The organism is Pseudoselenomonas ruminantium (assembly GCF_900113715.1).
Classification (GTDB): Bacteria; Bacillota; Negativicutes; order Selenomonadales; family Selenomonadaceae; genus Selenomonas_A; species Selenomonas_A caprae.
The window spans coordinates 86009-99080 of the sequence record NZ_FOQK01000007.1 but is presented as its reverse complement, the minus strand read 5'-3'; the positions used below and the strand labels follow the sequence as shown (position 1 = coordinate 99080).

The following is a 13072-nucleotide window of genomic DNA, read 5'->3' as shown; positions in this document are numbered from 1 at the left end:
AAATATCGCTCCCTTATTTAAACAGATCCACTAGCTGCTTGCCAATGAGCACCGTCGTCATGATGATGAACAGCGGCCGCACATAGCCCGTCCCCTTGGAAAGCGCCATGCGCGCGCCACACCAGGCCCCGGCAATCATCGAAAGTCCCATCGGGATCGCATACGAGAAATCCACGAGGCCAAAATAGGTGAACAATACCGCCGCCGCGATATTGCTGGCAAAGTTCAAGGCCCGTGCATTCGCAGCCGCCCCGATGAAATCGAAGCCGGCCATCAGGAAGGCGAACAACAGGAACGAGCCTGTCCCCGGGCCGAAAAAACCATCGTAGAATCCAAACGAAAAGGCCACCAGGCAGGAGAGCACGAGCAGGCGCACCGACATGCCCGCATAATGGTTCTCCCGGCCCCAGTCCTTCTTCAGCACACTATACAGGAGCACCGCCACGAGCATGACGACGACAAGCGGCCGCAGGATATCCGGCGGCACCAGGCGCACCGCCAGCACCCCCAGCCCCGAACCGATCAGGGACAGCGGGAACAGCCGCTTGATCAGCCACATATCCACCTTGCCCGACTTCACGAACGCCACAAAGCTCGTCAGCGCTCCCATGACGGCCGCCGCCTTGTTCGTGCCGAGCACCGTCACCGGCGGCAGCCCCGTCCACATCAGAGCCGGGATCGAGATAAGCCCGCCGCCGCCGACCACCGAGTCGATGAACGAGGCCATAAAACCAAAAAACACCAGGAATCCCAGTGTCTGTATATCCAGTAATTCCATGCACACACCCCACTATGCCACTCATTTATCTTCTATTATAACAGAATCCCCACACGCCGAAAAGAAAACACGCGGTATCCCCCAATCTCTCCTGCCTTGATCTGCCCATCCGGCAGGAAAAACGGGCACGCATGAAGAAATATATCCTGTTCTCAAATTTTAAGATAGGTGATTTTCTTGGCACAATATTTTATCCGACATCCCCTGCAGGCAATCGTATTGGCGGTTCTGCTGACCTTATCCGGCCTGATAGCCGCCTTCCGCCTGCCCATAGCAGAATATCCCGGCATCATGCCCCCGACAGTTTCCGTATCAGCCACCTATCAAGGTGCCGACGCTGCCGTCGTGCAGGATACCGTAGCCAGCGTCATCGAAGCGGAAATCCGTGGCCTCGATGGCTTGCGCGCCATGACCTCGAACTCCGATGCCGCCGGAAACTACAAGCTGGATATCGAATTCGCCCCCGGCATCGACGGCGAGATTGCCGCCGCCAGCGTGCAGAACCGGGTCGCTACGGTCCTGCCCTCACTGCCACAGACCGTACAGAACTACGGCGTGACCACCAGCCGTTCCATGCCCGGCATGGTTTTTGCCATGTCGCTTTGCTCACCGCACGGAACATATGACAGCATTTTCTTGCAGGATTACGCCAAAACCTATTTCCTCGACAGGATAAAACGCATCCCCGGCGTCGGCAGTGTCGACGAATACACCGAAGACTATGCCATGCGCATTTGGCTGCATCCCGACAAACTCGCGGCCAAGAATCTTGTCATCGCCGATGTGCTCACCGCCGTCCAGGAGCAGAACACCCAGCCGGCGGCCGGCACCTTAGGCAAGATGCCAACCGCCAAAGGTCAGGAACATCAGCTGGTAGGCCGTGTGAAGAACAAACGGCAGACACCTGCGGATTTCGGCAGCATCATCCTGCCCTCATCCCAACCCAACGAACTCATCCGCCTGCGGGATGTCGCCACGGTGACGGAAGGCCGCCGCGACACCCGCTATGTCTCCTATCAGGATGGGCTGGAAGCCGCCTCCTTCAGCATCTCTCTGACCGACAGCGCCAACGCCTTGGAAACCATCGGCAAAGTGAAGAAAGTATTGGCCGAGGCCCAGCAGATGTTCCCGCCGGATATGGAATACCGCATCGTCGTAGATCAGACAAGCTTCATCCAGGAATCCATGACTGAGGTCGCCTATACCTTTGGCGAGGCTCTGCTGCTGGTTGCACTCATCGTTTATCTATTCCTCGGCAACAGCCGGGCTACCCTGATCACACTGCTGACCGTACCTGTCTCCTTGATCGCAACGTTCTTCTTCTTCTACCTCGGCGATTACTCCTTGAACCTTCTGACCTTGTTCGCCTTAATCCTGGCTATCGGCCTCGTGGTGGACGATGCCATTGTCATCATCGAAAGCGTATCAAGGCATCTGGAACGCGGTCTGCCAGTGAAAGCGGCGGCGTCCGCCGCCATGGCTGAGGTGCAGGCCCCCATACTGGCCATTGCCTTCGTGCTGGCAGCAGTTTTCGTCCCAGTAGCTTTCCTGCCGGGAATGACGGGGACGCTTTACCGTCAGTTCGCCTTGACATTGGTCGTGTCCATGGGCATCTCGGCCTTTGCAGCCCTATCGCTGACCCCCGCTCTATGCGTGCTACTGCTGCGCCCGCAAGACCAGCAGGCCAGGAAGAACTGGCTGCTGGCACATGCGGACCGCCTGCTGCGGCGGGTCGAGCGGACCTATCGGCACCATCTCGGCCATTGGCTCCGCCGCAGCCGCTTGGCATTGACCTTGCTGGTTCTGCTGACCGCCGGCACCATCGGGCTCTATCTGCTGCTCCCGCAGGAGTTCCTGCCTGAGGAAGACCAGGGCTATGTCATCGCGGGGCTGAAGCTGCCCGCTGGCACCTCGCTGAATCACACCGCTGAATCCCTGAACCACCTGTCCGCAGCGATCCAAGGACACCCGGCTGTAAAAGCCGTCATCGGCATCGGCGGGACAGATCTGCTCAGTGACAATACCCGCCCTGACGCGGGCGTGCTCTTCATCGCCTTGAAAGACTGGTCCGACCGCCTTGACGAGGGGCAGAGTGTAGACGATTTCCTGGAATGGCTGGATGGCGAAGCCAGACAGTCTGTCCCCGAAGCAGAGGTCATGGGCACCAATCCGCCCGCCATCCCCGAACTAGGCATGACAGGCGGTGCCTCCATGCATCTGCTGGATCTTTCGGGCCATTCCGAGACCGAACTGCAGGCTGCCGTCGCCAAGGTCACTGCCGCCGCCAAGGAGCACCCGGAAATCGGCGAAGTCGAAGCCGACTTTACGCTGAACACGCCCTATGCCGACTTCACGGTAGATGAGGACAAAGCAAAATTCCTGGGCGTGGAACTGACCGATATATACAGTGCCCTGCAAGTGAATTTCGGCGGCGAAGAGGTGAATGACCTCGTCCGTCACGGACAGGTCTACAAGGTAGTCGTGCAGGCTGCCACACCCTTCCGCCAAGGAATGGAAGCATTGCGCTTCCTGCGCGTCCGCAGCGGCGATGGGACAATGATCCCTTTGGACACGCTGGTGAAGGCCGAACGGTCCTCAGGCCCCATCAACATATCCCGTTATGATGGTGTCCGCAGTGTCCATTTCGAGCTCAGCCCCAGCGATGGCTATTCGACCGGCGAAGCCATGGATGCCATGGAGCAGGCCGTGCATGAAGCTACACCGCAAGGCTTCCAGCTCGCCTGGACAGGGACCAGCCGTCATGCCAAGGAGGCCCAGAGCGATACCGCTATCCTGCTGGTATTGTCGCTGGTCTTCGTCTTCCTGTGCCTGACCTTCATCTACGAGTCCTGGCGCCTGCCTTGGGCCGTGCTGCTGTCCGTACCGGTAGGCATAGGCGGCGCCCTCCTGTCGGAAGCCATTGCCCAGCAGCCCGGCAGTCTCTACATGCAGATCGGCATCCTGCTGGTCATAGCGCTGGCAGCGAAAAACGCCATCCTCATCGTAGAGTTCGCCAAGCAGCGGCAGGCACATGGAATGCCCGTGCTACGGGCTGCCGTGACGGCTGCCAAGCTGCGGCTGCGCCCCATACTGATGACTTCGGTGGCTTTCATTGCCGGCTGCCTGCCGCTGGCGCTGGCAGCTGGCGCTGGCAGCGGTGCCCGCAGCAATATGGGCATCGCCGTAGTAGGCGGCATGACCGTCGCCACCCTGCTGGGTATTTTCATCATTCCTGTGCTTTATATCGCGGTAGCTCCCAAGGGGAAACGACCGCCAACGGATAAGGAGGATATCATTTGAACATGGATTCTTTGGCCGACCGGCTATACAGCCTCTGGCTGTCCCTTTGGCACCGTCTGACCTGGCAGGTTCTCCTCGCCTTCGGCGCTGGCATATTCCTCTGGCGGAATCTGCTGCTGCCGATGGTGGGCGATGACTATTCCTATGCTTTCATCTGGGATGGTGCCAATGCCGGCAACCTCATGGACGGCATTGGCCCACGGCAGAAAATCACGTCCTTTGCCGATCTGGCAGCCTCCCAATGGTCACATTATTTCACCTGGGGCGGACGGGTTCCCGCCCTGCTTACGGCGCAATTCTTCGCCTGGCAGGGCGGCGGCAGCCGTTTACTGTTCGCCATTGCCACTACCTTGGTCTTTGTGCTGCTGGTATGCCAGCTCTTCTGGCTGGCAGCTGGCCGCATCGAAGCACTGGGCAAATGCAGGGCTGCCCTGCTGCTCCTGCTGCTGGGACTATTCTTTACCGTCCCCGCCTATATCTATACGATGGTCTGGATGACAGGCGCCTGCGTATACCTATGGACAGCCGCGGCGATCTGTGCCTTCCTGCTGCCCTACAGCCTTGCCTACTGGCAAACCGATTTCTGGCAAAAATCCCAGTGGTATTGTTTCCCAGCCATGGCTTTGCTGGGACTGCTGGCAGGCTGGTCCATTGAAGCTGGCAGCATTGCCACCGTCTTGCTGGCCCTAGCCTTCCTGCTGCTCTTCCATCGGCAGGGACGGCTGCAAAGCTGGCAGCTGGCAGGCTTTGCGGGGCTTGTGACTGGTATGCTTCTCCTCATGCTGGCGCCTGGCAGCCTCATGCGTATAAAACTGATGCGCGAACTGGCGCCTGACTACACCATGCCTGCGGAACTCATGTGGACCCCACTCATGTTCCTGTATAATTTCGTGGAAGGATTCCTGCCCGTACTCATCGGCGAGCTGCCCCTGTTCCTCCCCATCCTGCTTTATTTCTGGAAGGGGAACCGGCGCCGCGCTCTGACACAGTACATCCTGCTGTGGATCTGCGGTAATTTCCTGGTGCTCTCCGCCATGATGTTTTCGCCGGATTTCCGTGCACATGCGGGGTACCACGGCGTGATCTTCCTGCTGATTGCCTCAGCTGCCGCCATGCGCGCGATCCAGCCCATGCTTGCTGCCTGGTGCCAGACCATGCGCAAAGCCCGCCTGCTTACCGCTACGGCCGGCTTTTCTGTGCTGCTTGTCTGGCTAGCAGCCACCGTGCTGTGCCTGGTCATCGAGACTTCCTACAACCAGCAATGGGCAGCGCGCTGGACAATCATCGCCGAACACCGGCAAGACGATCCGATAGTCGTTCCCGCCATCGAGATTCCCTGGCATCTTGACAAAGTGGCGGGCAACCGCTCCATGACAGAAGTCCTGCTGATGTTCGGCGCGGACCTTGAAAGCAAACCCCAGGATAATCGTTCCAATATCTTTGCCCAATATCACGGCCTCAAAGGTATTGTCATCGACAAAAACATCGACTGGGGAAAATACGGGGAGGAAAACGAATGGTAAAAAAATGTCTATCCTGGCAGGGGATACTGCTGCTATTCCTAGGGCTGTTCTTCCTGCGCAACTGGATGCTGCCTATGGTGTCAGATGATATTCCCTACGCCTTCATCTGGGATGGTGCCGACCGGGGGAATCTGCTGGACGGCGTCGGGCCGCGCCAGCGCATCAGCTCCTTCGAGGATATCATCGTCAGCCAGTGGTCCCATTACATGACCTGGGGCGGACGCATATTGGGCATCGGCCTTACCCAGTTCTTTGCCTGGCAGGGCAAGGAACTGTTCAACATCCTGAATACGCTGGTATTCGGCGGTCTTATGCTGCTGCTGTTCCGCATCGGCACTGGCCTTTCCCTGCAGAAGATGAACCGTACCTATATGCTCTGGCTGGTATTCAGCTTCTGGTTCCTGCTGCCTGACCCGTTTCTTACCACCTTGTGGATGTGCGGCAGCTGTGTGTTCCTATGGATGGGGCTGCTGGAGTTTCTCTTCCTGCTACCCTTTGCCCAGAAATACTGGCAGCCGGATTTCTGGCAGGAGGCCCCTCGCTGGACGGTGCCCTTGATGGCCGTCAGCGGTTTGTGTGCCGGCTGGTCCGTGGAGACAGGAGCAGCAGCGACAGGCCTCATCACCTTGCTGGCTTTGTGGCATTTCAAAAGGCAGCACCAGCTGCAGCCTTGGATGGTGACAGGCTTTGTCTTCCTGTGCCTGGGCGGCATCATGCTGGTACAGGCCCCTGGCGAGATGGTACGGCTGGAGCTGCAGCGGCTATACGAGTACAATCCCGGCTTGCCAGCGGATATGTACTGGACGCCCTTGATGTTCAGCATCAATTTCCTGGAATGCTTCTGGCCCGTGACCAAGCTCTGGCTGCCCTTATTGCTGATCCTCATCGTTTACTGGCGGCAGCTGCCCCAGGGCCAACGCTGGAACAAGGATACCAAGTTCCAGGCGGTCATGCTGGCAGGCGCGCTGAGCGTCATGATTGTCATGATGTTCGTGCCAGTAGCTCCCGCCCGAGCGGGCTTCTTCTCCACGGCAGCTGTGATAGCTGCTTCGCTCTCGGCGCTCAAAGAGCTGCTGCCCCAACAGGCAGGATTCTATCAGCGCCATAAAGGCGCCTGCCAGGCTGCGCTGGCCGGCGTGCTGGCCCTATGCCTGTCCACCGCAGCCTTTCTCTGCTATGTGGAATGGGATGTCCGCAATCAATGGCTGGGACGGATAGACTATATCAATGCCCATCAGGATCAGGAGCTTGTGATTGTAAACCAGATCGATGTCCCGCCCTTCGCCAATGCAATCTGCGAACATTGGACCTGTGTCACCTGGAACACTGATGTGCTGGCCTGGGGCTCTGACCTCGAGCCTCGTCCCGAGGGCAGCCATAATCTCATGTACGCCCAGTATTACGGCTGGAAAAAAGTCATGACCGGCGGCGAAGACCGCCGTGTAGAATAAAACAACCTACAAATCAGATGGAGTGAATACTATGTCATTGGAAATCACCACGAAACTCACAGGAACACTTTGGCAGGTCAAGCTGACTGGCCGGCTTGACGCCATAGAGGCCCCAGCCCTTGAACAGGAACTTACCGCCATCCCCGCTGGCAGCCAGAACATCGAACTGGACGTTTCCGAACTCAGCTATATCGCCTCTGCTGGCCTGCGCTCACTGCTGATGGCCAAAAGAACAGCAGATAAACAGAATGCAGAGCTGGTCATCAAAGACCCGCAGCAGGCAATCAAAGAAGTCTTTGACATCACTGGATTCAACAAATTCCTGAAAATCATCTATTCGGAACAGGAAGCAGAACCGCTGGCTGCCCCGCAGGGCTTCTATCCCCTGCGGCCAGTCCAGCGCTGGCTTGTGGATACCCATTTCCACAAGGCCAACTCCACCATGATGAATGTCGGCGCACTGGGCAAACTGGATGACAGCGTGGATATGGAGCGGCTGGCTGAAGCAGTGAACGGCGTGCTGAATGCCCACGATGTCTTCCGCTGCCGGCTGGTATTCCATCCCGATACCGGAGAGATCTGCCAGCGCTTCGACGGCAGTGTGAAGAAGATCGTCGTCGAGACTTTGTCGGAGGAGGCCTTTGCCCAGCGCAAGCTGGAGCTAGAAAAGCCCTTCCAGCTCATCGACCGCCCCTTGTACCGCATCTATCTGATGGTGACCCCCTCAGGCAAATTCATCTATGAAGATTTCTACCATGCCATCATGGACGGCACAGCCATCTGCCTGCTGTTCTGGCGCGAAATGGACATGCGCTACCAGGGCAAGAAAATCCGCCGCCAAGCTGGCAGCTACGCCGACTATGTGCTGGAGGAGCATCGGGAACTGCAGACCGGAGCAGAGGAGGGCCATGACTACTGGCGGCAGCAGCTCGCAGGCTTCGATACCCAGAAGCACCTACCCCCCATGGACAGGCAGGATGATGGCAAATGGCACGAAAGCCAGGTCATCTGCGAAATCCAGAATATCCGGCACGACTTCTTCCGGGAGCGCGGCACCACTGAACACAGCTTCATGCTGGGGGCGGCGATGCTGGCCATGGCCAAAGTCACCGGCGAAAAAGAAGTCATCATGAGCTGGGTGCATCATGCCCGCAACTCGGCCAAGGAACTCCGCCTGATGGGGCTCATGCTGAATCAGCTGCCCATCCGCAGTACCCTGCGGGAAGATATGACCGCCGCCCAGTTCCTGCAGTCTGTGGAAGAGAAAGTCCAGCAGGGCCTTTCCTATGCCCGCAGCCTTGATGCGGTATATAACGAAGACTTGGAAGGCGAATGCGCCAGCTTCATCCTGCAAAAGAATACCGATGCCAAAGCCGCCTTTGTCTTGGACGGCAAGCCTATCACCATTCAGGATATGCCCGCCAACAAGAGATCAGCCGCCGAAAACGTGCTGGATATCGCCTTGACGGCGCTCGATGACGGCAGCTACACCTTGACGCTGACCTATGATGCTAGCCGTTATTCTGAAACGATGATGCAGCGCTATGCCGCGGCCTTCGATGAAATGCTGCTGGCCATGCAGACAGAGGATCGCTGCCTGGCGGAGATACTGTCGTGAACCGGCTGAGCTTCTTTGGCCCCAAGACGGTCATCTCCACCCGCTTCCGTTCGGTCTTCACAGCGGCCATGTTCTCCATGGTCAGTGCCTACACCCTGATTCTTACGGACAATGTAGCGGCAGGACAACTGGTGAGCGAAGAAGCCGTCATGAGCATGACGCTGGTCTTCCCCTTGATCACCTTCATCATCTTTGTCAGCTACCTGATAGCTGACGGCTTGGTCATGATGATTTCCTATGCCATGGGCAGAGGTGACCGCAGACAGGTCGACAATCTGTTCAGCCTTGGGGTGCTTTCGGCACTGGGTACGGGTATCCTGTTCACCGCCGGAATGTATCTGCTGCGACAGGATATCCTGTCGTTCTGGCATATCTCGCCGCATCTCATGAGCTACGCCAGTGACTATTACAACGGCCTGCTGTTCTATGCGCCTCTCATGTTCCTGAATGTATTCTTTTACACCGTCTTTGTGGCGGAAGGACAGGAACGTGTCTGCGTCATCGGCTCAGTCTGCGCCTTCATGGTCAATGTCGTGCTGGACATCCTGCTCTGCCTGCACATCGGCGTCATGGGCGTCAGCATTGCCACCTCCTGCGGCCTTGGCGCCTCTATCCTGGTGCAGCTCTACTTCCTGCACGGGCACCGCAGCCGGCTGCATTTCCACTGGTACTGGAACACCCGGGAGGTCCTGCGCGGTATTTTTTTCAGCTTCTACCACTCACTGGATACGCTGCTGCTGGCAATACTTCCCGTAGCATTGACCCACTGCGTGCTGGCTCATTTCGACGAAGCGCATATCATCGTAGTGACCGTCGTCGTGAACCTGCTCACGCTCATCATCGCCATCTACACGGGAATCGTGGACTGCCTGCAGCCCATGATCTGCCAATACCATGCCGAAAACAACCTGCACAGCATCCAGAAGACCATGACGACCGGCATACGGGTAACCAGTCTTGTCAGCCTGCTCCTTATCGCAGCTGGCATGGCTGGCGCAGGCATCCTGCCCCAGCTCTTTGGCGTGAAGGATGCACAGATGGTCGCAGAAGTTGCCGCCGCCGTACGCTGTTTCCTAATCTTCATCGTATTCTTGGGCTGCACGCTCATGTACAGCAATTACTATATCTACATCGAAAGAAGGAACTATGGCGCTCTGCTGAAAGCGATCCTGCTGCTCGGCCTGCCCTGGCTGGGGATGGAAATCGGAGCCAGCAGCTCACTGAACGGGATGTTCCTGGGAACCAGTGCCGCCTTCCTCGCTGCGTTTGGCCTCAACTGCTGGTGGACGCGCCAGGAAGGGCTCTTGTTCCTGGATACGGATATACTCAGCCGACAGTATTCCTATGATGTCGATTGCACAGCAAACGCCGTAGTCGCACTGTCCCAGCAGGTGGAGCAGGTACTGGCTGGCCGGGGCATTTCGCCACGCCGCTGCAACCGTGTTGCCTTGCTGATAGAGGAAATCGGCGTCCATGCCAGTGAACGCGCTGCAGGCATCCCCTTCCAGATGGAATTCTCCATCCTGCTCGGCAAACGTCCTGACGACGACATCACCATGATCATCCGGGACAATGGCGCCCCCTATGATATCTTCCAGAAAACCGAGCAAGGAAAATATACCTTCCGCGAATACTTCATCGACTCCATCACCACCAGCTTCCCTCGCCGCACCTACTGGATCAGCGGCGATGAGAACCGCATGATCCTGGTAGTCGGTTCGCTATGAAAAAAGGCTATTGCCGAAGTGAACATCTCACTTCGGCAATAGCCTTTCGTTTATCCAGGAATCAATTCGCCACGTTTGCTCAATTCCTTGCCATCTTTATCCTTCGAGGACTGCCAGTGCCTCAACTTCGCACAGGGCACCTGCCGGCAGGTCTTTGACGGCGACACAGCTGCGGGCCGGCTTACTGATGAAGTGTTTGGCATAAACTTCATTAAATGCCTTGAAATCGGCAATGTCAGCCAGGAAGCATGTCGTCTTGACGACATGCTTCATATCTGTCCCTGCAGCCTTGAGCACGGCTTCGATATTCTGGCAGCACTGCTCAGCCTGCTCCTCGATGGTCGTGGCAACAATCTTGCCTTCTGCGGGATTGATAGCGATCTGGCCAGACATATAGAGCGTATTACCAGCTTTTATGGCCTGGCTGTACGGGCCGACAGCTGCCGGCGCATCGTTCGTATGGATTACTTGCATGATTATTCCTCCTGCTATACTGGATTTTATTCTGCTGCTATTGTACACCAAGACACTGTTGTTTACAAGTTTACAAGGACTATTACCGAAAAGATTGATTATAATTTATAACTTTTTTCATGCCTTGATTCCATAATAATGCAACAGGCTCTGGGTCCCTTTGTCCCCTTCGCCCAGCCGTTCCATCTGCCGCACCTCACCAAGCACCTGTGCCAGTACCGGCAATGCCGCACCATAAGCGGCCGAAGTTTCTGTGCCAATGGCCAAATCCTTGCCGAAATGTTTCAGCATAAATCCCGGCTCAAAATCTCCATTAAGGCCGCGGCGCACGACATTGCTCATCTGGAAACTGCCTGCAGCCCCCGCTGAGATGGCCTGATATGTTTTCTCCAAGTCTATGCCCGAGGCTTTGGCATAAGCGTAGGCTTCGCAGGCTCCTGCCAGCGCTCCGGCAATAGCAATCTGATTGCAGGCCTTGGCCTTCTGCCCGGCGCCAGCACTGCCCATATAGACAAGATTTTTACCTAGTACAGCGAACACCGGCTTCAATGCCTGAAACGAGCTTTCATCGCCTCCTACCAAAATTGACAGCGATGCATTCTTAGCTCCAGTATCCCCACCAGTCACAGGTGCATCTACCCCATGGATGCCCTTTTCCCGGGCTGCAACATAGATTTTTTCTGCCAAAATCGGCGAAGAGGTAGTCATATCAACCACATAGGCACCAGCCTTGGCATTGGCCAGTACTCCGTCAGCGCCAAGATAAACTTCCTCTACGTCTTTGGGATACCCCACGATGGTAATCACTACATCCTGTCCACGTGCACAAGCACCAGGGCTTTCACACCACTTAGCGCCCTGTGCAATAAGCCCCTCCGCCTTGGATTTTGTACGATTGTAGACGCTGACCTTAAACCCTGCTGCCAAAAGATGGCCGGCCATAGCCGCTCCCATTATCCCCGTGCCAATAAAGCCGATGTTTTCAATGCTCACACGAATCTTCCTTTCCATTCTATACCATATAATCCTGTCCATGAAAACTTCGCTGCAAACCTTTATTTCCCTGCCTAAGGAAACGTAAAAATACAACCGCTGGCATACTTGGCAAAGCAGAATCTTATTCCTACGCACATAAAATATCCCCGCAGCTTGAACGCTGCGGGGATACTGCTAGCATTTATGGTTCCCGAAACGGAAATTATTTGTTCATTGCTTCCTGTACAGCAACAGCAACAGCAACAGTCATGCCGACCATCGGGTTGTTGCCAGCGCCGATGAGGCCCATCATGTCAACGTGAGCCGGAACGGAGGAAGAACCTGCGAACTGAGCATCACCATGCATACGGCCCATCGTATCCGTCATACCATAGGAAGCCGGGCCGGCTGCCATGTTGTCCGGATGGAGCGTACGGCCCGTGCCGCCGCCAGATGCAACGGAGAAGTACTTCTTGCCGTTCTCGATGCAGTCTTTCTTGTAGCAGCCTGCAACCGGATGCTGGAAGCGCGTCGGGTTCGTAGAGTTACCCGTGATGGAGATATCAACGTTCTCGAGTTTCATGATAGCAACGCCTTCCTGAACGGATTCAGCGCCGTAGCATTTAACTTTTGCGCGGAGACCATCGCTGTAAGCGATCTCTTTGACAACGTTGACTTTGTCCGACTTGAAGTCGTACTCCGTCTCAACGAACGTGAAACCGTTGATGCGGCTGATGATCTGAGCAGCATCTTTGCCGAGGCCGTTCAGGATAACGCGCAGCGGGTTCTTACGAACTTTGTTAGCCGTCTGAGCGATACCGATAGCACCCTCAGCAGCAGCAAAGGACTCATGACCAGCCAGGAATGCGAAGCAGCCAGCTTCCTCGGAGAGGAGCATAGCGCCGAGGTTACCATGGCCAAGACCTACCTTACGATGGTCAGCAACGGAACCCGGTACGCAGAAAGCCTGGAGGCCTTCGCCGATAGCTTTCGCAGCATCAGCAGCAGCCGTGCAGCCTTTTTTGATAGCGATAGCAGCACCCAGCGTGTAAGCCCATTTTGCATTCTCGAATGCAATCGGCTGGAGGTCTTCTACGATCTTGTACGGGTTGATGCCCTTCTCGTCGCAGATTTTCTTTGCGTCCTCGATGGATGCGATATCATATTTTTTGCAAACTTCATTGATCTGGTCAATGCGGCGCTCATAGCCTTCGAATAATGACATT

Annotated in this window: 9 protein-coding genes; 5 read left to right on the top strand and 4 right to left on the bottom strand. The window is 56.4% G+C overall.

Annotation, left to right across the window (positions count from 1 at the left end):
* Positions 1 to 13: 13 nt before the first annotated feature.
* Positions 14 to 778: a TSUP family transporter gene (locus BM181_RS05380; RefSeq protein WP_075442776.1), complete on the bottom strand. Its 765-nt coding sequence runs from the start codon at positions 776 to 778 to the stop codon at positions 14 to 16.
* 177 nt (positions 779 to 955) lie between these two features.
* Here BM181_RS05380 and BM181_RS05375 point away from each other — a divergent pair, with 177 nt between their 5' ends.
* The 5 genes from BM181_RS05375 to BM181_RS05355 are packed head-to-tail and all read left to right on the top strand — an operon-like array spanning position 956 to position 10397.
* Positions 956 to 4078 (top strand): efflux RND transporter permease subunit, encoded by a 3123-nt coding sequence (locus tag BM181_RS05375; RefSeq protein WP_075442775.1) that lies wholly within the window; start codon positions 956 to 958, stop codon positions 4076 to 4078.
* Between the two features lie 2 nt (positions 4079 to 4080).
* Positions 4081 to 5601, top strand: a complete 1521-nt coding sequence (locus BM181_RS05370) for a DUF3329 domain-containing protein (RefSeq protein ID WP_256211303.1) — start codon at positions 4081 to 4083, stop codon at positions 5599 to 5601.
* Complete coding sequence (locus BM181_RS05365) at positions 5595 to 7052, top strand: DUF3329 domain-containing protein (RefSeq protein WP_075442773.1); 1458 nt, start codon at positions 5595 to 5597, stop codon at positions 7050 to 7052. The genes BM181_RS05370 and BM181_RS05365 overlap by 7 nt, the downstream gene beginning before the upstream one ends.
* Before the next feature lie 31 nt (positions 7053 to 7083).
* On the top strand, positions 7084 to 8670 hold the full coding sequence (locus BM181_RS05360) for an anti-sigma factor antagonist (protein ID WP_075442772.1): 1587 nt from the start codon (positions 7084 to 7086) through the stop codon (positions 8668 to 8670).
* Positions 8667 to 10397 (top strand): MATE family efflux transporter, encoded by a 1731-nt coding sequence (locus tag BM181_RS05355; RefSeq protein ID WP_075442771.1) that lies wholly within the window; start codon positions 8667 to 8669, stop codon positions 10395 to 10397. Before BM181_RS05360 ends, BM181_RS05355 begins: the two co-directional genes overlap by 4 nt.
* A gap of 96 nt (positions 10398 to 10493) precedes the next feature.
* Here BM181_RS05355 and BM181_RS05350 read toward each other — a convergent pair whose 3' ends face one another.
* The 3 genes from BM181_RS05350 to BM181_RS05340 all read right to left on the bottom strand — a co-directional run bounded on the left by BM181_RS05350 (position 10494) and on the right by BM181_RS05340 (position 13071).
* On the bottom strand, positions 10494 to 10871 hold the full coding sequence (locus BM181_RS05350; protein ID WP_075442770.1) for a RidA family protein: 378 nt from the start codon (positions 10869 to 10871) through the stop codon (positions 10494 to 10496).
* Positions 10872 to 10988: 117 nt separating this feature from the next.
* On the bottom strand, positions 10989 to 11882 hold the full coding sequence (locus BM181_RS05345; RefSeq protein WP_075442769.1) for an NAD(P)-dependent oxidoreductase: 894 nt from the start codon (positions 11880 to 11882) through the stop codon (positions 10989 to 10991).
* Positions 11883 to 12069: 187 nt separating this feature from the next.
* Positions 12070 to 13071 carry a GGGtGRT protein gene (locus BM181_RS05340; protein WP_075442768.1) on the bottom strand — a complete coding sequence of 334 codons (1002 nt, stop codon included), beginning with the start codon at positions 13069 to 13071 and terminating at the stop codon, positions 12070 to 12072.
* Position 13072: the final 1 nt, after the last annotated feature.

Excerpts from the sequence above, each read along its gene's own strand:
- BM181_RS05380 (WP_075442776.1), bottom strand. The coding sequence starts at position 778 with ATGGAATTACTGGATATACAGACACTGGGATTCCTGGTGTTTTTTGGT.
- BM181_RS05370 (WP_256211303.1), top strand. The coding sequence starts at position 4,081 with ATGGATTCTTTGGCCGACCGGCTATACAGCCTCTGGCTGTCCCTTTGG.
- BM181_RS05365 (WP_075442773.1), top strand. The coding sequence starts at position 5,595 with ATGGTAAAAAAATGTCTATCCTGGCAGGGGATACTGCTGCTATTCCTA.
- BM181_RS05360 (WP_075442772.1), top strand. The coding sequence starts at position 7,084 with ATGTCATTGGAAATCACCACGAAACTCACAGGAACACTTTGGCAGGTC.
- BM181_RS05350 (WP_075442770.1), bottom strand. The coding sequence starts at position 10,871 with ATGCAAGTAATCCATACGAACGATGCGCCGGCAGCTGTCGGCCCGTAC.
- BM181_RS05345 (WP_075442769.1), bottom strand. The coding sequence starts at position 11,882 with ATGGAAAGGAAGATTCGTGTGAGCATTGAAAACATCGGCTTTATTGGC.
- BM181_RS05340 (WP_075442768.1), bottom strand. The coding sequence starts at position 13,071 with ATGTCATTATTCGAAGGCTATGAGCGCCGCATTGACCAGATCAATGAA.